Source organism: Streptomyces sp. GB4-14 (assembly GCF_022696125.1).
Lineage (GTDB): Bacteria > Actinomycetota > Actinomycetes > Streptomycetales > Streptomycetaceae > Streptomyces > Streptomyces werraensis.
Genome location: NZ_RZHO01000002.1, coordinates 2,415,053 through 2,438,967, shown reverse-complemented (window position 1 = coordinate 2,438,967; position 23,915 = coordinate 2,415,053). Strand labels below are relative to the sequence as shown.

Annotated in this window: 20 protein-coding genes and 1 pseudogene; 12 read left to right on the top strand and 9 right to left on the bottom strand. The window is 72.0% G+C overall.

The annotated features are described in order from the left end of the window. Positions 1-245 precede the first annotated feature (245 nt). Together groES and groL are read left to right on the top strand one after the other, a co-directional pair. On the top strand, positions 246-554 hold the full coding sequence (gene groES, locus ELQ39_RS12115) for a co-chaperone GroES (protein ID WP_006130737.1): 309 nt from the start codon (positions 246-248) through the stop codon (positions 552-554). Positions 555-705: 151 nt separating this feature from the next. After that, positions 706-2,334 (top strand): chaperonin GroEL, encoded by a 1,629-nt coding sequence (gene groL, locus ELQ39_RS12110; protein ID WP_190004923.1) that lies wholly within the window; start codon positions 706-708, stop codon positions 2,332-2,334. 228 nt (positions 2,335-2,562) lie between these two features. On the opposite strand, the gene ELQ39_RS12105 is transcribed toward groL, so the two are convergent. After that, positions 2,563-3,456: a septum formation family protein gene (locus tag ELQ39_RS12105; RefSeq protein WP_242591895.1), complete on the bottom strand. Its 894-nt coding sequence runs from the start codon at positions 3,454-3,456 to the stop codon at positions 2,563-2,565. A 129-nt stretch (positions 3,457-3,585) separates the two neighbouring features. On the opposite strand from ELQ39_RS12105, the gene ELQ39_RS12100 reads away from it, so the two are divergent. Together ELQ39_RS12100 and ELQ39_RS12095 are read left to right on the top strand one after the other, a co-directional pair. Further along, positions 3,586-3,852: a hypothetical protein gene (locus ELQ39_RS12100; RefSeq protein WP_242591894.1), complete on the top strand. Its 267-nt coding sequence runs from the start codon at positions 3,586-3,588 to the stop codon at positions 3,850-3,852. Positions 3,853-4,114: 262 nt separating this feature from the next. Continuing rightward, positions 4,115-4,567 carry a hypothetical protein gene (locus ELQ39_RS12095; RefSeq protein ID WP_190004918.1) on the top strand — a complete coding sequence of 151 codons (453 nt, stop codon included), beginning with the start codon at positions 4,115-4,117 and terminating at the stop codon, positions 4,565-4,567. Positions 4,568-4,923: 356 nt separating this feature from the next. Here the strand turns inward: ELQ39_RS12095 and ELQ39_RS32545 are convergent, their stop codons facing one another. From ELQ39_RS32545 to ELQ39_RS12060, 6 genes and pseudogenes are all read right to left on the bottom strand, one after another. Beyond that, positions 4,924-5,460: a hypothetical protein gene (locus tag ELQ39_RS32545; RefSeq protein WP_242595594.1), complete on the bottom strand. Its 537-nt coding sequence runs from the start codon at positions 5,458-5,460 to the stop codon at positions 4,924-4,926. Positions 5,461-5,517: 57 nt separating this feature from the next. After that, a pseudogene (locus tag ELQ39_RS32540) lies at positions 5,518-5,634 on the bottom strand (permease-like cell division protein FtsX); the annotation flags it as partial. A gap of 73 nt (positions 5,635-5,707) precedes the next feature. After that, entirely contained in the window at positions 5,708-6,148 is a 441-nt protein-coding gene (locus tag ELQ39_RS12080) for a hypothetical protein (protein WP_242591893.1), read from the bottom strand. Positions 6,149-6,461: 313 nt separating this feature from the next. Then, positions 6,462-7,169 carry an ester cyclase gene (locus ELQ39_RS12070; RefSeq protein WP_242591892.1) on the bottom strand — a complete coding sequence of 236 codons (708 nt, stop codon included), beginning with the start codon at positions 7,167-7,169 and terminating at the stop codon, positions 6,462-6,464. Positions 7,170-7,336: 167 nt separating this feature from the next. Beyond that, entirely contained in the window at positions 7,337-8,110 is a 774-nt protein-coding gene (locus tag ELQ39_RS12065; protein WP_190004916.1) for an SDR family NAD(P)-dependent oxidoreductase, read from the bottom strand. 86 nt (positions 8,111-8,196) lie between these two features. Then, positions 8,197-8,877 (bottom strand): MOSC domain-containing protein, encoded by a 681-nt coding sequence (locus tag ELQ39_RS12060; protein ID WP_242591891.1) that lies wholly within the window; start codon positions 8,875-8,877, stop codon positions 8,197-8,199. Between the two features lie 92 nt (positions 8,878-8,969). Here ELQ39_RS12060 and ELQ39_RS12055 point away from each other — a divergent pair, with 92 nt between their 5' ends. Next, entirely contained in the window at positions 8,970-9,866 is an 897-nt protein-coding gene (locus tag ELQ39_RS12055) for a LysR family transcriptional regulator (protein ID WP_190004914.1), read from the top strand. Positions 9,867-9,957: 91 nt separating this feature from the next. On the opposite strand, the gene ELQ39_RS12050 is transcribed toward ELQ39_RS12055, so the two are convergent. Next, entirely contained in the window at positions 9,958-10,290 is a 333-nt protein-coding gene (locus ELQ39_RS12050) for a WhiB family transcriptional regulator (protein WP_006130727.1), read from the bottom strand. Between the two features lie 380 nt (positions 10,291-10,670). Between ELQ39_RS12050 and ELQ39_RS12045 the strand changes: the two genes are divergently transcribed. From ELQ39_RS12045 to ELQ39_RS12030, 4 genes are all read left to right on the top strand, one after another. Beyond that, positions 10,671-11,282, top strand: a complete 612-nt coding sequence (locus ELQ39_RS12045; RefSeq protein ID WP_003948568.1) for a response regulator transcription factor — start codon at positions 10,671-10,673, stop codon at positions 11,280-11,282. Between the two features lie 568 nt (positions 11,283-11,850). Then, entirely contained in the window at positions 11,851-12,438 is a 588-nt protein-coding gene (locus ELQ39_RS12040) for a sigma-70 family RNA polymerase sigma factor (protein ID WP_006130726.1), read from the top strand. A gap of 182 nt (positions 12,439-12,620) precedes the next feature. Continuing rightward, positions 12,621-14,126: an IMP dehydrogenase gene (gene guaB / locus ELQ39_RS12035; RefSeq protein WP_190004913.1), complete on the top strand. Its 1,506-nt coding sequence runs from the start codon at positions 12,621-12,623 to the stop codon at positions 14,124-14,126. A gap of 126 nt (positions 14,127-14,252) precedes the next feature. Further along, the gene (locus ELQ39_RS12030; protein WP_225627228.1) at positions 14,253-15,377 is read left to right on the top strand and encodes a GuaB3 family IMP dehydrogenase-related protein; all 1,125 of its coding nucleotides are present in this window, start codon (positions 14,253-14,255) and stop codon (positions 15,375-15,377) included. Between the two features lie 157 nt (positions 15,378-15,534). On the opposite strand, the gene ELQ39_RS12025 is transcribed toward ELQ39_RS12030, so the two are convergent. Next, positions 15,535-16,743: a nucleotide sugar dehydrogenase gene (locus ELQ39_RS12025; RefSeq protein ID WP_190004911.1), complete on the bottom strand. Its 1,209-nt coding sequence runs from the start codon at positions 16,741-16,743 to the stop codon at positions 15,535-15,537. Positions 16,744-17,074: 331 nt separating this feature from the next. On the opposite strand from ELQ39_RS12025, the gene ELQ39_RS12020 reads away from it, so the two are divergent. From ELQ39_RS12020 to ELQ39_RS12010, 3 genes are all read left to right on the top strand, one after another. Beyond that, positions 17,075-18,781: a glycerol-3-phosphate dehydrogenase/oxidase gene (locus ELQ39_RS12020; protein WP_242591890.1), complete on the top strand. Its 1,707-nt coding sequence runs from the start codon at positions 17,075-17,077 to the stop codon at positions 18,779-18,781. A gap of 387 nt (positions 18,782-19,168) precedes the next feature. Continuing rightward, positions 19,169-21,172, top strand: a complete 2,004-nt coding sequence (locus ELQ39_RS12015) for a serine/threonine-protein kinase (RefSeq protein ID WP_242595593.1) — start codon at positions 19,169-19,171, stop codon at positions 21,170-21,172. 152 nt (positions 21,173-21,324) lie between these two features. Beyond that, complete coding sequence (locus ELQ39_RS12010) at positions 21,325-23,781, top strand: protein kinase domain-containing protein (RefSeq protein ID WP_242591889.1); 2,457 nt, start codon at positions 21,325-21,327, stop codon at positions 23,779-23,781. Positions 23,782-23,915 lie beyond the last annotated feature (134 nt).

Below are 23,915 nucleotides of genomic sequence, written 5' to 3'. Positions count from 1 at the left end.
TTCCGAGCAACACCGCCCACCGCACAACCGCGCCCCGAAAAACACCCCCGCCTCCCGACGCGCCGCACGGCAATTGGCACTCCGCTTGACCGAGTGCTAATCGCGGTCATAGTCTCAGGTCTGGCACTCCCCCCTGGAGAGTGCCAAAACGCGACGGGCAGGTCCGGCACCCGCGACGACGGATCGACCTGGTCGCCACCTCAGACAGTTAACCCCGTGAGATCTCCGAAGGGGGAGGTCGGATCGTGACGACCGCCAGCTCCAAGGTTGCCATCAAGCCGCTCGAGGACCGCATCGTGGTCCAGCCGCTCGACGCCGAGCAGACCACGGCTTCGGGCCTGGTCATTCCGGACACTGCCAAGGAGAAGCCCCAGGAGGGCGTCGTCCTGGCCATCGGTCCGGGCCGCTTCGAGGACGGCAAGCGCGTCGAGCTCGACGTGAAGGTCGGCGACGTCGTTCTGTACAGCAAGTACGGCGGCACCGAGGTCAAGTACAACGGCGAGGAGTACCTCGTCCTCTCGGCCCGCGACGTCCTCGCGATCGTCGAGAAGTAAGGGGACCCCGGGGGCCTGCCCCGGAGAACCCGACCTCGTAGCAAGTACTTCTGCTCGAACACTGCGCCCCTGGCCCCAGCATCCGACAAGGAGCCGGGCGGCCCAGGGGCGCAGTTATTTCATCTAGATTTCCGAGAGGGCTCCCGCTGCCATGGCGAAGATCCTGAAGTTCGACGAGGACGCCCGTCGCGCCCTCGAGCGCGGCGTCAACAAGCTTGCCGACACGGTCAAGGTGACGATCGGCCCCAAGGGCCGCAACGTCGTCATCGACAAGAAGTTCGGCGCCCCCACCATCACCAACGACGGTGTCACGATCGCCCGCGAGGTGGAGATCGAGGACCCGTACGAGAACCTCGGCGCGCAGCTGGTCAAGGAGGTGGCGACCAAGACCAACGACATCGCGGGTGACGGCACCACCACCGCCACCGTGCTGGCCCAGGCGCTGGTCCGCGAGGGCCTGAAGAACGTCGCCGCCGGCGCCTCCCCGGCCGCCCTGAAGAAGGGCATCGACGCCGCGGTCGCCGCCGTCTCCGAGGACCTCCTCGCCACCGCGCGCCCGATCGACGAGAAGTCCGACATCGCCGCCGTCGCCGCGCTGTCCGCCCAGGACCAGCAGGTCGGCGAGCTCATCGCCGAGGCGATGGACAAGGTCGGCAAGGACGGTGTCATCACCGTCGAGGAGTCCAACACCTTCGGTCTGGAGCTGGACTTCACCGAGGGCATGGCCTTCGACAAGGGCTACCTGTCGCCGTACTTCGTGACGGACCAGGAGCGCATGGAGGCCGTCCTCGACGAGCCGCAGATCCTGATCACGCAGGGCAAGATCTCCGCCATCGCGGACCTGCTGCCGCTGCTGGAGAAGGTCATCCAGGCCAACGCCTCCAAGCCGCTGCTGATCATCGCCGAGGACGTCGAGGGCGAGGCCCTGTCGACCCTGGTCGTCAACAAGATCCGCGGCACCTTCAACGCCGTCGCCGTCAAGGCGCCCGGCTTCGGTGACCGCCGCAAGGCGATGCTGCAGGACATGGCGGTCCTCACCGGCGCCACGGTCGTCTCCGAGGAGGTCGGCCTCAAGCTCGACCAGGTCGGCCTGGACGTGCTCGGCTCCGCCCGCCGCGTCACCGTCACCAAGGACGACACCACGATCGTCGACGGCGCCGGCAAGAAGGAGGACGTGGAGGCCCGCGTCGGCCAGATCAAGGCCGAGATCGAGGCCACGGACTCCGACTGGGACCGCGAGAAGCTCCAGGAGCGCCTCGCGAAGCTGGCCGGCGGCGTGTGCGTGATCAAGGTCGGCGCCGCCACCGAGGTGGAGCTGAAGGAGAAGAAGCACCGTCTGGAGGACGCCATCTCCGCGACCCGCGCCGCGGTCGAGGAGGGCATCGTCTCCGGTGGTGGCTCCGCCCTGGTCCACGCCGTCAAGGTCCTCGAGGGCAACCTCGACAAGACCGGCGACGAGGCCACCGGTGTCTCCGTGGTCCGCAAGGCCGCCGTCGAGCCGCTGCGCTGGATCGCCGAGAACGCCGGCCTCGAGGGCTACGTCATCGTCTCCAAGGTCTCCGAGCTGGAGAAGGGCAGCGGCTACAACGCCGCCACCGGCGAGTACGGCGACCTGATCAAGGCCGGCGTCATCGACCCGGTCAAGGTCACCCGCTCCGCCCTGGAGAACGCCGCCTCCATCGCCTCCCTCCTGCTGACGACCGAGACCCTGGTCGTCGAGAAGAAGGAAGAGGAAGAGCCGGCCGCCGCCGGTGGCCACGGCCACGGCCACGCCCACTGACGACCCGAGGTCGCCAGAGCCTGAAGCGAAGGCCCGGCGCCCCGTCCGCGAGGACGGCGGCCGCCGGGCCTTCGCCGTGCCCCGCGCCGGCTCCCCGGATCATGGAACCGCACCGCGCTGCTACGGAGTCTGTGGAGACGACGGCGGGCCGAAGCGACAGGGGGACGGCGATGCACCAGACGCTGTACGGGGGAACGCTCCCGCAACCCGCTCGCGCGCACCGCGGCCTCAGCTCGCCCAGACCTCCGCGTCCTCGGCCGGGACGGTGGCGGCGAGGCCCAGCTCCTTCCGGGCGGGGACCGTCCTGTTCGGGTCGATGAGGGTGAACGCCTGGTCGTAGGCGAGGTAGAAGGTGTCGGCGTCGGGGGCGTTCGCGGCCTTCTCCCACTGGCCGGCCGCCTTCGTGAGCGTCGTCCGGAGCTTGCCGACCTCGGTGCCGTCGATGCCGCCCAGTTCCTCGACGTGCGTGCCGAGCGCCGCCGCGACGGCCTCGGCCTGCGCCTTGTAGTCCTTCAGGGCGGCCTCGACGTCGTCCGTCACGGGCTGGTGGGCCCACAGGGCCTCGTAGACGGCGTTCGACCCCTTCAGGAACGTGAGCTGGTCGGGCTCGAAGGACTCCGCGGTGTCCAGCGACCCCTTGAAGGTCCCCTTCTCCACGGTGTACGTGCAGCTCACGGCACGGTCGCCGGTCGCCCAGCTCTCCTTGGTCGGGGTGTAGTGCGACAGTCCGACGCCCGCGGGGAGCGCCCAGGTGTCCGGGGCGTACTTCTGCGCCTCGGCGGCGCAGCGTTCGTCGGCGATCCCGGCGATCTTCTCGTCACCGGGATGCTTCGGGCCGCCCCCGAGGGCGAACTCGCCCACGACCTCCCCCCGGTGGGCCTCGTCGCACGGCACGACCTCGACGAGATACGCCTCGCCCTCCGCCTTGCCGTTCGGGTTGTAGCAGTCCCCGACGTCGAGCGAGAACACCGACCGCTGCCGGGCCACCTTCTTCGCCCCGTCCTTGGCGTCGTCGACGGCCTCGGACGCCTCGGAACAGCCGACGGCGGCGAGCGCGAGCAGCGTGGCGACGGCGGCCAGGCCGCGCGGCGAAGGCGAACGGTACGGGGCACGGGTCACCATGACGCCCCTCCTCCTCCTCTTGCGTTCTTCAGGAGGCTTGCCTCCCCCTGTTCTCTGGGACATGCGGACACCGGAGAAGGTTGCAAGGTGCCTACACGCGACTGCCGTTGCCGGACCTAGGATGCGTGCATGCCAGACCCGAGACGGAGGAAGCACCGCACCTGGCTCATCGCCTGGGCGGTGCTGTGCGTGGCCGGCCTCGCCGCGACCGAGGCCCTGACCGCGACCTCGCCCGCCGACGCGGACTGCGCCGACCACATCGCGGAGGTCGAGGCCCGCCTGGCGGACCTGGGCAGCGAGGGCGACGCGAGCGGCACGGCGCTGGCCTGGACCAGCAGCCCGTCCGGCGGGGACGACTGCCTCGACGAACTGCGGGAGCACTTCGACGGCGGCTGAGCGGCGCGGGCACCACCTCAGCCGCCGACCCCAAGGAAATCCTCGCCGAGCAGCACGTCCCGTGCGGCGCGGGTGAGGTTGAACTGTGGGCAACCCGCTCGAGCCGCTGGACCGGTTGGCCCGAAGCGGGCTGTGCGAGGCGCTGACGCCTCAGGGGACCTGACGGTGGACCTCGCGGCGGTTTCCCACGGTCAGGACCCGACGCGCCCCTGGTCGCGACACCTGTCACCGCGCTGGACGCCGGGGCTGCCATCATGCCGAGATGGCCCACGACATAGTGTTCTTCCTCGCTCCCGACGACGAGACCGCCGCTGCGACGCGGCTGCGGGGGCCTGGTCGGGCCTTTGCGTCGGTGTCCTGCCGTTTCATCGAGCCGGACAGTGCCATCGCCGAGTGGGACATGTACTTCGAGAAGCCCTCGGCCGACATCCCGCCGCTTGAGCAGCTCCTCGGGTGGTCGTGGCCGGAGTGGGTCACTCCCCCCTTGAACGATGGCGTTGAGGTGTTCGCTCTGCCGCAGCGGTTGACCCGGGCGTTGGCCGACGCCGGCCCCACCGAGCTGGAGGAGCTGGCAGGCCGCTGGACCGTGAGGCTCAGATCCGCCGACGGGGACGACATGACCGACGATGATCTGCTGTCGGTCCTGCAAGGAGTCGCCCGGCTCGCGGCGTCGGCGGTGAGTACGGGTGGCCGCCTTTACAGCTGGAGCTTCTGACCGTCCGGTGGGACCCCGTTCGGGCCGAACCTCATCGTCCTGGTCAAGCTGTGCGCACTCCGGCGCAGTGCCCCCAGGACGTCTTCCAGGTGACCGCCACGATGCGCACCGCTTGCTCGGCGCTGCCGCCGCCTGCCTCCTGCCCGGGAGCCCCGCCCGGCGCGGGCTCCGGCGCGGCCCCTCCCTGACGCGACGAGTCGTCAGCAGCGGTCATGCGGGCGGCAACAGCCTGCGCAGTTACGACGCGAGGAACCGCGTCATCGACGGGATGGACGACGGGTTCCTCGTGTTGATCCGCTCCTGACACCGGCCATGGATGGGCGGGACGGCATCCGGCCGCCGCGCCCGTGCCTCGGTCACGTGGCGGGCCAGAACTGCACGAGGTACCTCTCCACGTCGTGTCCCGTACCCTCGCCCTCCGACAGGGCGGCGGCCTCGGCACGACCGACGCAGTACGCCCGGACGTGCCACGGGCCCGGAGAGCCGAGTGCAAAGGTCTCCGTGCGTCCCACGCTTCCCGACCAGACCGCCACCTCTCCGCTGGCCGACTCGAACTCGGCCTCGCCCTGCTCGTCCCAGGCAGAGGCCTCCTGTGCGAGAGGCGGCCCGTCCCACACCTCCACGATGACCGTGGCGGTATGGGTGTGGCCACCGCTGTAGAAATCGAGTCGCCCCGGAAACCCGTTCAGGAACACGTCCTGCTCATAGTCGTCGGGGAACGGCACCGGCAGGTCACCGTCGTGGGACTCCTGTAGCGCGAAGGAGTGATACTCCACATGCGCGTTCACGCGCTGCTGCCGGACGAGCTGTGCCAGGAGCACTCCTTCGGGATTACGAAGCCGGTTTTCCTGCTGGAATGGTAGGCGGGGGCGGCGGGTCGGTGAGGGGTTCACCCGGAAGCCGGAACTCCGGCGATGCCGGGCATGGACGCGGTGCGTCCGTCTTACGGTGGTGCCGCCAATGAGTCCGGCGAACGCGGCCTCCATGATGAACGGCGCCTGGATGTAGAAGCAGGAGGCGCCCACCAGGCGCATGATCCCGGTCTCGCTCCGGCGGCTGAACGCGGAGCCCTGATGCTGATCGTGAACACCCTCCGGGTATGGAGGCCGAAGCTGTCGAGCTGCACGCGTACGACAACCATCAGGAACGCGGCTCGTCGGTCGCGGAGGACTCCTTGCCCGGCTCGGCCGGCCGGCCGCTGAAGACCGTCAGGTGCCAAGTGCCTCTCTCTTGCGTGACGGTGAAGGTGTCCCGCAAGGGCTCGCCTGTCTTGTCCTCGGCCAGCAGACGGGCCGAGCCGACTTCCGGACCCATGTCGTGCTGGATCCGCACGTCCTTGACCTTCCATCCCCGCCCGCCCCGGTCGGCGAGGATCCGCTCGGCCTCCTGCCGGGACCACTCCGCGTCCTCGACGCCTCCGACCGAGATCAGCCCGGTGACACTGCGGGAGTTGAGGGCCCGCACATAGGCCTCGACGGCTTCACGGGCCCCGTCGTAGGAGTCCGAGGCCGAGGACGACGGAGTTTCGTCGCCCTCGGACGAGCAGCCGGATGCGACGACCAGCGCTGCCGCCACGGTCAAGAGGCGTCGACGTTGCACAGCACACTCCAGTTCACATCAATCCCCCCGCATGAGCTGACTGGTCGGCGTCAGCCTGTATGTCAGGAGACCGAAGGCGAAAACGTCGTTCCCGTGTGACGGGTTCCGGATCCAGGAATGGCCGATTCCTGTTTCTAGGTTCCTCAGATGACCGGGTGCAGGGGATGGCCGCGCGGCAGGCGGACGTGGTGCACCAAGGGGTGTTCCACGCCCTGGAGCGCACACCGCACACGGAGCCCCTGATGTGCGCACCATCGCCGCCCGCGTCGGCTGACACCGGCGGAGCCCCGCCGGATCAGAGGTCCACCGGCTCCAGCGCCCCCAGCTCCGCCATCAGCCCCAGCCGGTCGTACTCCCACCAGCCCTCGACGATCTTGCCGTTGTCGCCGAAGCGGAAGATGGTCGTGCCCGTCATGGTGACGTCCTTGCCCGTCGCCGGAATGCCGAGGAAGTCGGCCCTGTGGGTCGCTGCCCAGACCCACCGGGTGCACACCCGGTCGCCCTCGGCGATGTGGTCCTCGACGCGGAAGGTGAAGTCGAAGCCGCCGCGCCACTCGTCCAGCTCCCGCCGGAGGTGGTCCAGGCCGAGCACGTCCTGCTCGTTGGCCGGATCGTGGCCGCGGTAGTGCTCCTCGACCAGACCCGTCAGCCCGGACAGATCGTCCGACGTGACCGCCACCTCGAAGAAGCGCCGCGCCGTGTCCGTGTTCAGCTGGGCGTCGCGCATCACGTCCAGGTCCGTGAAGGTGGGCATCTCGTCGCAGAGGGCCACCATCTCCCGGAAGATCCGGTCGGTCTCCGGCAGCTGAGAGTTCCGCATCGCCTCCTCGTACGACGGGAACTCCACGATCTCGACGACGTGTGACGCGTCCGAGCGGTCCTTGCCGACCACCGCGTGCGTCGCCGTCCTCTTCCCCTTGGTCTGCTCGACCCACCGGTCCAACAGCTGGTCCATCTCCTCGAACCGGCTCGTCTTGCAGTCGATCAACTGTACGAAGGTCATGACGTCGCCACCTCCGGCACCCGCGGAGGCGGGTGTCTCGGGTTTGGGTGCCCTGTCCCCTCCATCCTCCTCCGGGGAGCGGCCCGCGTCCCGCCGTGACCGTGTGCCGCCGGGTGGCGTGCCCAGCGGCCCGCCGGGGCGGAGCGACCCTACGTCCACCCCGTCCGTCAGCGAGGCCCGTACTTCCGCCCCGTCCGCGACGAGATCCCGCCCAGCAGGTTCCGCGGGACCAGCTTCGACGCCCCCATCAGCACCTTGTACCGCGGGTCGGGGATGGACAGCGACTTGCCCCGGGCCAGGTCCGCCAGCGCCGCCGCGGCGACCTTGTCCGCGTCCAGCCACATCCACCGCGGGATGTTGTCCGTGCCCATGCCGGCCCGCTGGTGGAACTCGGTGCGCACGAAGCCGGGGCACAGCGCCATCAGGCGCACGCCGTGACCGGCCAGGTCCTGCGCCGCGCCCTGCGTGAACTGCACGACCCACGCCTTCGACGCCCCGTACGTCCCGCGCGGCACGAACGCCGCGGTCGAGGCGACGTTCACGACCCCGCCGCGCCCGCGCTCCCGCATCGCCTCCACCGCCGCCGACGTCAGCCGCAGCACGGCCTCGCAGTGGACCTTGAGCATCGTCAGCTCGTCGGACATGGGGACCTCGAGGTAGCGGCCCTTGTGACCGAACCCGGCGTTGTTGACCAACAGGTCCACGGGGTTGCGGCGGTCGGCGAGCCGGCGTTCCACCGCCTCGATGCCCCTGTCCTCGGCCAGGTCGGCGGTCAGCACCTCCGCCTCGATGCCGTGGCGGTCGTGCAGCTCGGCCGCCTGTTCCCGGAGCCGGGCGGTGTCCCGGGCCACGAGCACCAGGTCGTGGCCGTCGGCCGCCAGCCGCCGCGCGAACGCGGCACCGATTCCCGCCGTCGATCCCGTAATCAGAGCCGTTGTCATGGCCCAAGAGTAGTGACCCGGAGCGGAGGCGTCCGCTCTGCGGTCCGGGCGAACACGGGTCCTCCAGGACACGCGCCGACGTACGGTCAGACCTCCATGGCCGCGCCGGACCTCTCCACATGCTCCCGCGCCATCTTCAGCGCCTCCGGGTGCAGCGCCTCCCCCGCCGCGAGCAGCCGGGGGAGCAGGTCACGCTCCGTCGTCACCGCGCGGAACTGCAGGGCCACCGTCACGTCGTGGTCCGGCCGGTGGACGATGCGTACGGCGTCCCCCGCGCGCACCTCCCCGGGCGTGATCACCCGCAGGTACGCTCCCGGCGCCCCCCGCTCCGTGAACCGCTTCACCCAGCCCTTCTCACCCAGATGGCCCTGGAAGGTCCGGCACGGGATGCGCCCCGAGGTGACCTCCAGGACGACCTCGGGTCCCACCGCCCAGCGCTCGCCGATCAGCGCGCCGGACACGTCGACGCCCCCGGTGGTGAGGTTCTCGCCGAACGAGCCGGCGGGCAGCGTGCGGCCCAGCGTGCGCTCCCACTCGTCGAGGTCCTCGCGGGCCACCGCGTACACCGCCTGGTCGTCCCCGCCGTGGTGCCGCGTCTCGCACACCGCGTCGCCGGCCAGACCGCTCCCGCCGATGCCCTTGCCGCCCGGCGCCGAGACCCGCACCGGCCCGTCCACCGGACGCTTGTCGATACCGGTCAGGCCGTCACGCTGGCCCGTGTAGGGAACGGACTTCGGGCGGCCCAGGTTCACAGACAGAAGCTTCATGTGGTGCACGGTAGGGCATGCCCATCAAAGCGTCGACGTATTAATCCTCATTTGATCAAAGGCGGGCTTATCCCTGTGCGTATCCTGGCGGTGTGATCGAAGCCCGCCACCTCCGCGTGCTGCGCGCCGTGGCCTCCACCGGTTCCTTCTCCGCCGCCGCCCGCGAGCTGGGGTGCACCCAGCCCGCCGTCAGCCAGCAGATGAAGGCCCTGGAGGCGTCCGTCGGCACGCCGCTGCTCATCCGCACCGGCCGTGAGATGCGGCTGACCCAGGCCGGTGAGGCGCTGGTGCGGCACGCGGCGGGCATCCTCGCCGGGCTCACCGCCGCCGAGGAGGAGGTCGCGGCCATCGCCGGACTGCGCGCGGGACGGGTGCGGCTGGTGTCGTTCCCCAGCGGCAGCTCCACGCTCGTGCCGACCGCCCTCGCCGCCCTGCGCGACGCCCACCCCGGCACCCGGGTCTCCCTGGAGGAGGCCGAACCGCCGCGCTCCGTGCGGATGCTGCGCGAGGGCGACTGCGACGTGGCCCTCGCCTTCCGCTACGAGGGCGCGGCCGGTGCGGAGGAGTGGGACGACCTGGTGGTGCGGCCGCTGCTGTCGGACCGGCTGGTCGGGCTCGTACCGGAACGGCACCGGCTGGCCCGCGCGGGGTCGGTCGCCATCGGCGACCTCGCGGGGGAGCCGTGGATCGCGGGCTGCCCGCGCTGCCGGGGACAGCTCGTCGAGGTGTGCGAGACGGCGGGTTTCACCCCGCGCATCGACTTCGCGACCGACGACTACCCGGCGGTCGCCGGTCTGGTCGGCGCGGGACTCGGGGTCGCGGTCCTGCCGCAGCTCGCGCTGGAGTCGCTGCGGCCGCGCGGCGTGCGCACCGTGGACCTGGAACCCGCCGTGCGGCGGGAGATCGTCGCGCTCACCCTGCCGGACCTCGCCCAGGTCCCCGCGGTCACCGCGACGCTGGAGAAGCTGGCGGCGGCCGCCGCCAGGTGACGGAAGCCGACGGCACCGGGCCGTCAGTGAACGGCCGACGGAGCAAGGGCACACGAGCGTGCCCGGGCCTTCTTTCTGGAGAAACGTTCCTTCAGGTGTTCGAGGCGGTGGCGTGTCCGCCGGCGCCCGACGCCGACACCAGCCGGTTGCGCGCCCGCCCCATCAGTTCTTCGCGCTCGTCCTCGGTCAGGCCGCCCCACACGCCGTACGGCTCGCGCACCGCCAGCGCGTGCGCGGCGCACTCGGCGCGTACCGGGCACCTCATGCAGACCTCCTTGGCCGAGTTCTCGCGTGCGCTGCGTGCGGCACCCCGCTCGCCCTCCGGGTGGAAGAAGAGCGAGCTGTCCACCCCGCGGCAGGCGGCCAGGAGCTGCCAGTCCCACAGGTCCGCGTTCGGTCCGGGAAGGCGGGAGAAATCTGCCATTGCGTGACCCCTTGTAGCCGTTACTGGGCGGATCCGGTGTCCACGACCGTACAACTACGATCAAAGGAGATGAAAATATGACTCATTGCGAATCTAGCTCCGGACACCATCAAAGGGGAAGAAAAGGGGCTGAATGGGGCATGGGTTGTAGTGAAAGTCCGGGGGTACGTCGCGCATGTCTCCACCGTGAACGCCTCCTCACGTAGAGTGCCGAAGATGGCAGACGGCCCCGTAACTCTTTCGAGTGACCGTCGTTGAGAGTGCGAGGCGGTTGAAGGAACAAGCGCTCGGGCGGGCGTCCGAGACGGTCGACCGCAAGGTGACGATTTCGTACCAGCCTGGAGGCTCAAGGTGACGCGCATCAGCTGCGGAGGGCGGCCATGACTTCCGTCCTCGTCTGCGACGACTCCCCGCTTGCCCGAGAGGCGCTCCGCCGCGCGGTCGCGACCGTGCCCGGCGTCGAGCGCGTGACGACGGCGGCCAACGGCGAGGAAGTCCTCCGCCGCTGGGGCGCCGACCGCTCGGACCTGATTCTGATGGACGTGCGCATGCCCGGTCTGGGCGGCGTCGAGACAGTGCGGCGGCTGCTGTCCGCCGACCCCGGAGCACGCATCATCATGCTCACGGTGGCCGAGGACCTGGACGGCGTCGCCCTCGCGGTGGCCGCCGGGGCCCGCGGCTATCTGCACAAGGACGCCTCCCGCGCGGAGCTGCGCGCCACGGTCACGCAGGCGCTCGCCGACCCGACCTGGCGGCTCGCCCCGCGTCGGCTGCGCTCGGCCGAGATGGGCGCGGCGCCCACGCTCACCGCGCGTGAGATCCAGGTGCTGGAGGGGATGAGTCACGGTCGCTCCAACGCGGAGATCGGCCGCGAGCTGTTCCTCTCCGAGGACACGGTGAAGACCCACGCGCGCCGTCTCTTCAAGAAGCTCGGCGCCTCGGACCGGGCCCACGCGGTGGCGCTCGGGTTCCGGTGGGGTCTGGTGCGGTAGGCCGTCCCGTCCTTCGGGCCGGGCCGGCCGGGGTGCGGGGCGCCGTACCGGCACGGGGTCCGGGTATGCGTCCGGGCCCGGATCCGGCGGTCTGCCGTCCCGGTGGACGCGGTGCCTGGTCCCCGTTGAGGAGGACACGGCCCCGGTCATGGCCGCGGCCCCGCGCATGCGGTGCGGGGCGCCGGCCGTGCGTACGGGTGCGGCACGGACGTTCCGTGTTCCTCCCGGACGGCTGCGGCCCCCATCCTTGTGACGCTCCGCACGGAGGCGAGGCGTGCCGGCACCGGCGAACCCCGGGCCCGGACCCCGTACGGGTGGGCCCGCCGAGCACTGTCCGCGTAGGCCGGGGCACACGCCGTACGTGGTGTTCGCCGCGGCCGGAAGGGACCCACTGCTCGTTTCGCGGCGGATGCCGCATCCTTGAGGTGTGGAGTTCCTCGGGGACGAGTCGGTCGAGCGGAAGGGGAGGGCGCAAGGGATGAGTTCCGGCGCACCTGCTCATAACGCTTCGGTGCACAACCAAGGACACGGTGCCACGGACCCCGCGTCCGCAGGGCACCATGGACCGATGCGCGACGACGAGGCGGGCACGGCCCAGGGGGCGATCGGTGCGCTCGTCCACCGCGCGGTCGACGGAGACGAGCAGGCGACGCACGACCTGCTCGCCCACGTCCACCCCCTCGCCCTGCGCTACTGCCGCACCCGTCTCTCCCGCCTGCCGGGCGACGCCCGGCACTTCGTCGAGGACCTCGCCCAGGAAGTCTGCGTGGCGGTGCTGCTCGCGCTGCCCCGCTACAAGGACACCGGCCGGCCCTTCGAGGCGTTCATCTTCGCCATCGCCTCCCACAAGGTCGCCGACCTCCAGCGCGCCGCCATGCGGCACCCCGGCTCGACCGCCGTGCCGTCCGACGAGATGCCGGAGCGGCCCGACGACTCGCTCGGCCCGGAGGAGCGCGCCCTGCTCAGCAGCGACGCCGAGTGGGCCAAGAAACTGCTGGCCAGCCTGCCGGAGAACCAGCGCGAGCTGATCCTCCTGCGTATCGCCGTGGGGCTCACCGCGGAGGAGACCGGTCAGATGTTGGGAATGTCACCCGGCGCGGTCCGGGTGGCGCAGCACCGCGCGCTGAGCCGGCTGCGGGCCCTGGCGGAGCAGTAACGCCCGTCCCCGCACCGCCTCTTCGCGTGCGCGTCGGCGCATCAGTTGCATATGAACGGACGATCAGCCGTTCCCGTACGAACATACGAAGCCGGGGACCGTGCGGAACCGTGGAATGAGACACCCACGCTTCCCGTTAGCATGGACATCCGCACCGATCAAGGCCATTTGGGGAAGGTGTCATGACTGCCAACGTCGACGGAGTGCCCGGAAAATTCGCGACACTCGGGCTGACCTACGACGACGTGCTGCTGCTGCCGGGCCCGTCGGACATGGCACCCGACGAGATCGACACCGCCTCGTACGTCTCCAAGAACGTGCGGGTGAACATCCCGCTGCTGTCCGCCGCCATGGACAAGGTGACCGAGTCCCGCATGGCCATCGCGATGGCCCGCCAGGGCGGTGTCGGCGTGCTGCACCGCAACCTGTCCATCGAGGACCAGGCCAACCAGGTCGACCTGGTGAAGCGGTCCGAGTCGGGCATGGTCACCGACCCCATCACGATCCACCCGGACGCCACGCTCGCCGAGGCCGACGCGCTGTGCGCGAAGTTCCGCATCAGCGGCGTCCCGGTGACCGACGGCAACAAGAAGCTGCTGGGCATCGTCACCAACCGGGACATGGCCTTCGAGACCGACCGCTCCCGCCAGGTGCGCGAGGTCATGACGCCCATGCCGCTGGTGACCGGCAAGGTCGGCATCTCCGGCCCGGACGCCGTGGAGCTGCTGCGCCGCCACAAGATCGAGAAGCTTCCGCTGGTCGACGACGCCGGCGTCCTCAAGGGCCTCATCACGGTCAAGGACTTCGTCAAGGCCGAGAAGTACCCCAACGCCGCCAAGGACAGCGAGGGCCGTCTGCTGGTCGGCGCCGCGGTCGGTGTCGCCGGTGACGCCTTCGAGCGCGCCCAGGCGCTGATCGAGGCGGGTGTCGACTTCATCGTCGTCGACACCGCGCACGGTCACTCCCGGCTGGTCGGCGACATGGTCGCCAAGATCAAGTCGAACTCCTCCGGCGTCGACGTGATCGGAGGCAACATCGCCACCCGCGACGGCGCCAAGGCGCTCGTCGACGCGGGCTGCGACGGCATCAAGGTCGGTGTCGGCCCCGGCTCCATCTGCACCACGCGTGTCGTCGCCGGCGTCGGCGTCCCGCAGGTCACCGCGATCTACGAGGCCGCGCTGGCCGCCAAGGAGGCCGGTGTGCCGGTCATCGGCGATGGCGGTCTGCAGTACTCCGGCGACATCGCCAAGGCGCTCGTCGCGGGCGCCGACACGGTGATGCTCGGCTCGCTGCTCGCGGGCTGCGAGGAGTCGCCGGGCGAGCTGCTGTTCATCAACGGCAAGCAGTTCAAGTCGTACCGCGGCATGGGGTCGCTGGGCGCCATGCAGAGCCGCGGCGACCGCAAGTCCTTCTCCAAGGACCGTTACTTCCAGGAGGGCGTCGCCTCCGACGAGCAGCTGGTGCCCGAGGGCATCGAGGGCCAGGTGCCCTACCGCGGCCCGCTGTCGTCCGTCGTCCACCAGCTCGTCGGCGGTCTGCGCCAGTCGATGTTCTACGTCGGCGGCCGTACCGTCCCCGAGCTGCAGGCAGGCGGTCGCTTCGTCCGGATCACCTCGGCGGGCCTCAAGGAGAGCCACCCGCACGACATCCAGATGACGGTCGAGGCACCGAACTACAGCCGCCAGTAGCGGCGGGCTTACCGAGGGCGGCTCCGGACCACCGGGGCCGCCCTCGCGTGACGTCCGGGGCGGTGGGCGCCGCGGCCGTCGGGGATACTGGAAGGCGCTGCAACGCAACAGGGAAAGGCCACAGACGTGACTGAGATCGAGATCGGGCGCGGCAAGCGCGGCCGCCGGGCGTACGCCTTCGACGACATCGCGGTCGTCCCCAGCCGCCGTACGCGGGACCCGAAGGAGGTCTCGATCGCCTGGCAGATCGACGCCTACCGCTTCGAGCTGCCGTTCCTGGCCGCTCCCATGGACTCGGTCGTCTCGCCGGCCACCGCGATCCGCATCGGTGAGCTCGGCGGCCTCGGCGTGCTGAACCTCGAGGGCCTGTGGACCCGCTACGAGGACCCGCAGCCCCTGCTCGACGAGATCGTCGGCCTGCCCGCCGAGACGGCCACCCGCCGCCTCCAGGAGATCTACGCCGCTCCCATCAAGGAGGAGCTGATCGGGCAGCGCATCAAGGAGGTGCGCGACTCCGGCGTCGTCACCGCCGCCGCGCTCTCCCCGCAGCGCACCGCCCAGTTCTCCAAGGCCGTCGTCGACGCGGGCGTGGACATCTTCGTCATCCGCGGCACCACGGTGTCGGCGGAGCACGTCTCCGGCTCGCACGAGCCGCTGAACCTGAAGCAGTTCATCTACGAGCTGGACGTCCCGGTGATCGTCGGCGGCTGCGCCACCTACACCGCCGCCCTGCACCTGATGCGCACCGGCGCGGCGGGCGTCCTCGTCGGTTTCGGCGGCGGCGCCGCGCACACCACGCGCAACGTGCTGGGCATCCAGGTGCCGATGGCCACCGCGGTCGCCGACGTGGCCGCCGCCCGCCGCGACTACATGGACGAGTCCGGCGGCCGTTACGTGCACGTCATCGCGGACGGCGGTGTCGGCTGGTCCGGCGACCTGCCCAAGGCGATCGCCTGCGGCGCGGACTCCGTGATGATGGGCTCCCCGCTGGCCCGCGCCACCGACGCGCCGGGCCGCGGCAACCACTGGGGCATGGAGGCCGTCAACGAGGAGCTGCCGCGCGGCAAGAAGGTCGACCTCGGCACGGTGGGCACGCTGGAGGAGATCCTCACCGGCCCGTCCCACACCCCCGACGGCTCGATGAACCTGTTCGGCGCCCTGCGACGCGCCATGGCCACCACGGGCTACAGCGAGCTGAAGGAGTTCCAGCGCGTCGAGGTGACGGTGGCGGACTCGCAGCACCGCCGGTAGCCGCGGCGCGGACTTCCGTACGGCACGGAAAGGGGCCGGTCACCTGAACGGGTGACCGGCCCCTTTCGCGTGTTCGATCTTGCGGTTCTTCGGATGGTGACGGCGCCCCGCCCACCGGCAGCCCCCGTGACACGGAAGCTCGCCGCGCGCCCCCTTCTCACAACCGGTGCGCCGCCCCCGTAGGCGTCGCTCCGCGGGTGTCCAGGAGGAGCTGGGCCTTGACCGAGAGGCCCTGCAGGTCGTACGTGCGGTGTTGCTGGAGGAGGATCGTGAGGTCGGCGTCGGCGGCGGCCTCGTAGAGGGAGTCGGCGCGGGGGACGGGGCGGTCCAGGACGTTCCAGGACGGGACGTGCGGGTCGTGGTAGCTGACCGAGGCGCCCAGTTCCATCAGGCGGACCGCGATCTCCTGCGCGGGACTGCCCTGGAGGTCGGCGAGGTCGGCCTTGTAGGTGACCCCGAGGAGCAGCACGCGCGCGCCGCGCGCCGACTTGCCGTGCTCGTTGAGCAGGGCCGCGGCGCGCTGCACGACGTAGCGGGGCATGCGGCCGTTGACCTCCTGGGCCAGCTCCGCCATGCGCAGGGTGCGGCCGGCGTGTGCGGTGAGGTCCTGGGGGACGGTGTGGCCGCCGACTCCGGGTCCGGGGCGGAAGGCGAGGAAGCCGAAGGGCTTGGTCTCCGCGCAGCGGAGCACGTCCCACAGGTCGATGCCCAGGTCGTGGCAGAGGGCGGCCATCTCGTTGACCAGGGCGATGTTGACGTGCCGGAAGTTGGTCTCCAGGAGCTGCACCGTCTCGGCCTCGCGGGGGCCGCGGGCGCGGACCACCTTGTCGGTGATGCGGCCGTAGAAGGCGGCCGCCGACTCGGTGCAGGCGGGGGTGAGGCCGCCGATGACCTTCGGGGTGTGGGCGGGGGTGAAGTCCCGGTTGCCGGGGTCGACGCGGCTGGGGGAGTGGGCGAGGTGGAAGTCGCGGCCCGCGCGCAGGCCGGAGCCGGACTCCAGCAGCCGCAGCAGCGGGCCCTCCGTGGTGCCGGGCGGCACGGGGGACTCCAGGATCACGGTGGTGTGCGGGCGGAGCTGGGCGGCGAGGGTGCGGGCGGCCGCCTCGACCTGGCCGAGGTCGAGCCCTCCGTCGGCGGCGGGCGCGGTGGGGGCGCAGATCACGGCGGTGCGCACCCGGCCGAGCTCGGTCGCGCTGGTGGTGACCCGGAAGCCCTGCGCGAGCATGCGCCTTTGCTCGGCGGGGCTGAGGGAACCGGGCTCCGGCCCGGTCCGGTACCCGACCGTGGGGATGCCGGCGGCGACCGCGGCCTGGGCCAGGGGCAGTCCGAACGGGCCGAGTCCGATGACGGCGAGATCTGCGGGCATGGCGTGGACCGTCCTTCCCAATAGCCGGAGTGCGACAGGTGCGCAAGCGCTGAGAACTGGACAGGCGAGCGCAATGTCAGACTAGGAGTAAATATGACCGATATGCGGGATTGATCGGCTGTTTTTCGGTGAGTCGTGCGGTGAGCGGCCCGGTAAGCGGCCCGGTGACCGCCCTGCGAGGTTGTCCACAGCCTGTGACCCGCGGTTGTCCACAGCCCGAGGCGGCGTGTGGCTGAAGTCGGGCAACCCGGTCAGAATTTGGGCATGAGGGTGGGAGACCGGGCTTCGCCCCACGGGTGCGGCCGATGCGACCGATGAGCGGGAGGCAGCGGTGAGGACAGCGACACTGGGGCCGGAGCAGCGCGCCGAATCACTGGCGTCCATGGCCGAGCGCGAGCTGGACGTGCTGGTGGTGGGCGGCGGCGTGGTCGGCGCGGGCACGGCGCTCGACGCGGTGACGCGCGGCCTGTCCACGGGACTGGTCGAGGCGCGTGACTGGGCGTCGGGCACCTCCAGCCGCTCCAGCAAGCTGATCCACGGCGGCCTGCGCTATCTCGAGATGCTGGACTTCGCCCTCGTCCGCGAGGCGTTGAAGGAGCGCGGCCTGCTCCTGGAGAAGCTCGCCCCGCACCTGGTGCGCCCGGTGCCGTTCCTCTACCCGCTGCAGCACAAGGGCTGGGAGCGGCTCTACGCCGGGGCGGGCGTCGCGCTCTACGACACCATGGCGATGACCCACGGCCACGGACGGGGCCTCCCCCTGCACCGCCATCTGAGCCGCCGTCACGCCCTCCGGGTCGCGCCCTGCTTGAAGAAGGACGCGCTGGTCGGTGCCCTGCAGTACTACGACGCCCAGATGGACGACGCCCGCTTCGTGCTCACCCTCGTGCGCACGGCGGCGGCGTACGGCGCCCGGACGGCCAACGGCGCCCGCGTCACCGGGTTCCTGCGCGAGGGCGAGCGGGTCGTCGGCGCCCGGGTGCAGGACGTGGAGGGCGGCGGCGAGTACGAGATCCGCGCCAAGCAGGTGGTCAACGCCACCGGGGTGTGGACCGACGACACCCAGGCGATGGTCGGCGAGCGCGGCCAGTTCCATGTGCGCGCCTCCAAGGGCATCCACCTGGTCGTGCCCAAGGACCGCATCCACTCCACCTCCGGGCTGATCCTGCGCACGGAGAAGTCCGTGCTGTTCGTCATCCCCTGGGGCCGGCACTGGATCGTCGGCACCACCGACACCGACTGGGACCTCGACAAGGCGCACCCGGCCGCGTCCAGCGCCGACATCGACTACCTGCTGGAGCACGTCAACTCCGTCCTCGCGGTGCCGCTCACCCGGGACGACGTCGAAGGGGTGTACGCAGGGCTGCGCCCGCTGCTCGCCGGCGAGTCGGACGCCACGAGCAAGCTGTCCCGCGAGCACACGGTCGCCCATCCGGTCCCCGGCCTGGTCGTGGTCGCGGGCGGCAAGTACACGACGTACCGGGTGATGGCCAAGGACGCCGTGGACGCCGCGGTGCACGGTCTCGACCTGCGCGTGGCGGACTGCGTCACCGAGGACACCCCGCTGGTGGGCGCCGAGGGCTACCACGCCCTGTGGAACGGCCGGGCCCGCACGGCCGCCCGCACCGGCCTGCACCCGGTCCGGGTCGAGCACCTGCTCCAGAGGTACGGGTCGCTCGCCGAGGAGGTGCTGGACCTCGTCGCCTCCGACCCGTCCCTGGGCGAGCCGCTGAAGGCCGCCGACGACTACCTGCGCGCCGAGGTCGTCTACGCCGCCTCGCACGAGGGCGCGCGCCATCTGGAGGACGTGCTCACCCGGCGCACCCGCATATCCATCGAGACGTTCGACCGGGGCACGCGCAGCGCGCGCGAGGCCGCCGAGCTGATGGCGCCCGTGCTGGGCTGGGACGGCGGCCAGATCGACCGCGAGGTGCAGCACTACGAGAAGCGGGTGGAGGCCGAGCGGGAGTCGCAGCGCCAGCCCGACGACCTGACCGCGGACGCGGCCCGTCTGGGGGCGCCGGACATCGTGCCGCTGTAGTCGGGCAGCGAGCTCGTCCCACGGCGCGGAGGCCTTCCCACGGGGTGCGGGTCCTCCCGCGGCGCGGGGGGCCTTCCCCGGCGCGCCCGGGGGTGCAACTCGGCCATTTGTGCGGCCGGTTCGCGGCCCGTGACGAGGGTGGACTCCGTGCCCCGCACCCCCGCCGACCTGGGCGACGGTGCGTCAGGCCGGCCCGTTCGTGACCGAATCGGTGCGCTTCGGATTTCGTCTTTGTCGGGACCCGTCCGGCAGAGTGGAGGAACGCTTCGTTCCCCCACCCCGCCGCCCACCGTGTCCGGTGGGCGGACAGGGGCACCCTGGGCGTCGGGCGCTTGTCGGGTGAGGGACAATGAAGGCTCTGTCAGGGCGGGTTGCATGAGGGGACGCATGTCGGAGGCGGAGCGGGCGGGGACATCCCGTCAGGACAAGAGCGCACGTCTCCTCGCCGGGCGGTACCGGCTGGGAGACGTGCTCGGCCGCGGCGGCATGGGGACGGTGTGGCGGGCCGAGGACGAGACCCTCGGCCGTACGGTCGCCGTCAAGGAGCTCCGCTTCCCGTCGAACATCGACGAGGAGGAGAAGCGGCGGCTGATCACCCGGACGCTGCGCGAGGCCAAGGCGATCGCGCGGATCCGCAACACCAGCGCCGTGACCGTCTTCGACGTGGTCCAGGAGGACGACCGGCCCTGGATCGTCATGGAGCTCGTCGAGGGCAAGTCGCTCGCCGAGGTCATCCGGGAGGACGGCCTGCTGGAGCCGCGCCGCGCCGCCGAGGTCGGGCTCGCCGTCCTCGACGTGCTGCGGTCCGCGCACCGCGAGGGCATCCTGCACCGCGACGTGAAGCCGTCCAACGTGCTGATCGCCGACGACGGCCGCGTCGTCCTCACCGACTTCGGCATCGCCCAGGTCGAGGGCGACCCCTCCATCACCTCGACCGGCATGCTCGTCGGCGCCCCCTCCTACATCTCCCCGGAGCGCGCCCGCGGGCACAAGCCCGGACCGGCGGCCGACCTGTGGTCGCTCGGCGGCCTGCTGTACGCGGCGGTCGAGGGAACCCCGCCGTACGACAAAGGCTCCGCGATCGCGACGCTCACCGCGGTGATGACCGAGCCGCTGGAGGAGCCGAAGAACGCGGGCCCCCTGCGGGACGTCATCCACGGGCTGCTCAACAAGGACCCCGCACAGCGGCTCGACGACCGCGCCGCGCGCGCCATGCTGACCGCCGTCATCAGCGCCCCCGACACCAAGGACGCCGACGGACAGCCGGCCGACGCCACCCGCGTCGTGCCGCTGCCCGAGCAGCCCGGCGCCCGCGACGGCGGAGCCAAGCGGGGCGAGGAGGCCGCGGAGAAGCTGCGCGGCGCGCTGCGCTCCGTGCGCAAGGCCGCGGTGGCGGCCGGCGCGGCCGGCGCCGCCCGCACCAAGACGGGCACCTCCGCGTCCGCCCCGGCGGCCCGCACCGGGGACGCGAAGCCGGCCGCCGCACGGACCGCGACCGCCGCGAGCCCCGCCACCGGGACGCCCGGGAAGACGCGGGACGCCGACGCCTCAACGGGCGGCCGTAGTTCGGGCTGGCCCGTGATGACCCCGCCGGACCTGCCCGCCCGGCCCGTGCCGCGCGCCCCGATCACCGACGTGGTGCCGCGCCGCACGCTGGTCGTCATCGCGCTGGTCGTGGTGCTCGCCGTGATCGGCACCGTGCTCGCCCTCACCCTCGGCGGCGACGACGAGAGCGGCAAGGGCGCCCGGGGCGCCGGCGGCGACCGGACCGCGGCGGAGAGCACCCCCAGCGCCGAGACCAGGAACGACGACGAGGACGGCACCCGCACCGACGGCTCCGCCACCGCGTCCACCGGCACGGGCGGAGACACGGCGGCCTCCCCGGGCCCCACCGGGACGGGCGGCGGCGCCGCACCGGGCAGCTCCTCGGACGCCGGGAACGGCGGAGCGGGCAAGGCCGGGGCGGCCACGACGCACCGGGGGCAGCAGGGGTACTCGATCGGTCTGCCCGCCGGATGGAAGTTCACGTCGTCCGACGAGGCCGGAGACCGCTTCACGGGGCCGAACGGGCAGAAGCTGCTCATCGGCTGGACCAGCACGCCCAAGGACGACCCGGTCGCCGACTGGAAGAACCAGGAGCGCTTCATGGTGCGTCCCCAGTACAAGCGCATACGGATCGCGGCGGTGGAGTACCGCGGCTGGAAGACGGCCGACTGGGAGTTCACCTACGTCGACGGCGGCGTCAGCTACCGGTCCGTGGACCGGGGCACCGTCGTCAACGACGGCCTGGGGTACGGGCTGATGTACACGGCCAGGGCCGACGCGTGGGACGGCGAGCAGCGCAGGAACACGTGGCGCACCCTGACGGAGACGTTCCGCCCGAAGTCCTGATCCGCCCGGCCCGCGGATCGGGACGCCAGATGTGGCATCCCCTCTCTGCGGGTTGCCTCCGGCACGTATCGTGAGTGGTTGCGGACCGTACGGAGCGGGAACGGGCCGTCCGGAGAACGGAACTGACCGACCGTAGTACCGGGGGAGGCAACGTGGGCGACTATGCGGGACGGGTTCTCGCCGACCGCTACCGCCTGCCCCTGCCCCCCTCCGACGAGTACGAGCTGACCGAGAGCCGCGCCTTCGACACCTACAGCGGCCAGGAGGTCCTGGTCCGGCAGGTGCCGCTGCCGGAGGTCGTCGAGGCCGAGGTGCTGGACGCCGAAGGGCTGCCCGAGGGTTTCACCGCCCGGGACGGCGCACGGCGCGGCAGGGGCGTGCCGGGCGGCGGCCAGGGCGCCGTGCGCCGGCCTGCCGACCCGGTCGTGCGGCGCGCCGTGGAGGCCGCCCAGGCCGCGGCTGCCCTGCCCGACCATCCGCGCCTCGACCAGGTCTTCGACGTGTTCGCGGAGGGCGGTTCGCTGTGGATCGTCAGCGAGTGCGTCGCCGCGCGCCCGCTGGCCGCGCTGCTCGCCGAGAAGCCGCTGTCCCCGTACCGGGCCGCCGAGGTCGCCGCCGACGTGCTCACCGCCCTGCGGGTGCTGCACTCCCACGGCTGGGTGCACCGGAACATCACCGCGCGCACGGTGCTGGTCTGCGACGACGGGCGGGTGATGCTCACCGGGCTCGCGGTCGGCGCGGCCGAGGAGGCGCTGTGCGGCTACGACCCGGTGCCGCCCGCCGACGACGAACCGGAGCCCGGCGCGGCGCTCGAGACGCTCGGCCCGGGCGCGGGAGCCGACGGCGGGCGCGGACCGGCCTGGCCCCCCGGGTTCACCGCCGACCCCGACCCGGACGCGGCGCGCCGCGCGGCCATCGAGGCGCGCGCCGGACGGCTCCCGGGCGGCGGCGGGACCGGCGGACCAGGCGACCTCTCGCCCGTGGTGGCGCCCCGCGCCCTGGACAGCGCGGGCGACGTACGGGCGGCGCGGGCCGGGGCCATCGCCGCCTACCGTGCGGGCGCCCGGGCCGCCGCCCGTGTTCAGGAGGCACAGCAGGGCTCCCGCGCGCTGCCCGGCGCGCGGCCCGCCCCCGAGGAGGGCGCCGAGCAGCGGCCGTCGACGCCCCCGGGGCAGATAGCCGATCCGTACGGGGTGGCCGCCTCCGGCTGGCACGGGGCCACGCCCCGCATCGGCGCCCAGGCGAGCGGCACGCCCGAACCCGCCGCCCCCGACCCCGCCTCCGCCGCCCCCGGATCGCCGGCGGCGCCCGGACGCTGGGACGAACCCGCCCCCCACGCTCCCGCGCGCCGGGGCCCCGCCACCGCGCTGGCCGCCGAGCGCGCCCGACAGGCACGGATGGCCGTCGTCGGGCCCGTCACCGAGCGCTGGGCGCCCGAGCAGGCCGGCCCCGTGCACGAGAACTGGCAGCTCGCGCCGCCCATCGGACCCGTCACCGACCTGTGGGCGCTGGGCGCGCTGCTGTTCCGCGCCGTGCAGGGGCACGCCCCCTACCCGGAGGAGTCGACGGCCGAGCTGGTCCAGATGGTGTGCGCCGAGCCGCCCGCCTTCGCCGAGGAGTGCGGCCCGTTGCGCCCGGTCGTGGAGTCGCTGCTCCGCCAGGACCCCACCGAGCGCCCCGACTTCGAGGAGCTGCGCGGCTGGCTGCGATCGCTGGTGCGGTCCGCACCCGAGCCGGAGGCGGGCCTGAACGTCATAACGGCCCCGCCGGTCGACGCGGGACGTCTGCCGGTCATAAGGCGCCGGGGCGAGCTGGTGCGCAGGCGGCGCGCCGGACTGCCCGCGCGGCACGGACGGCACAAGAAGGCCGCGCCGCGCGCCGGTTCACCGCGCCGCCTGGGCCGCACCCTGCTCCTGCTGGTGCTGCTCGCCATGGCGGCGGCGGTCGCGTACGCGGTGTTGTTCATGCCGAAGGCCGGCGAGGAGACCACCGGGTCGCCCTCCGCCGACCGCACCCCGGCCGCCGGAGGGGCCGCGCCGAGCCCCTCGGGGGAGGCGCGTCCGGACGGCAACAACTCCCCGAGCGGCGGCGACGGCCGGCAGGGCACCCCCGAGGAGTCGACCGCCTCCACGGAGACGCAGACCACCGGCCCCGGCGTCGCCGACGGCTTCACGCTGCGCAAGGACCCCGAGGGCTTCGAGGTCGCCGTCGCCGAGGGCTGGCAGCGCACCGGCAAGAACGGCAGCGGCCAGGTCGTCTACTCCAAGGGCGACTTCGAGCTCATCGTGGTCCCCGGCCGGGACAGCGCCCAGCAGTTCGGCGGCGACCCCATGGCCTACCAGCGGGACGCCGAGCGCGAGCTGCAGCCGTACCGCGACTCCAGCTGGGCCACCTCCACCGGCCTGAAGACCATCGAGGTCGGCGGACGGGTCATGGCCGAGGGCCAGTTCACCTGGACCGGCGACCGGGGCGAGCTGTACGTGCGCAACCTCGCCGCGCTGATCGACGGCCGCTACCACGTGCTGCAGGTGCGCGGTCCGGACGGCGAACGGGACGAGGTGACACGGCTCTACGAGCAGGCGGCCGCCACGTACCGGCACACCGGCTGACCACCGATGCGGCCGTGAGGGAAGACGCGACACGGGGGGCGCGACAAACCATCACAGTGCGGTCTCTCTGGCACCCCCTCGGTTCCCAGGACGGGCCGGTGTACCTACCCTGACCCTGTCAAGAACATTGCGGG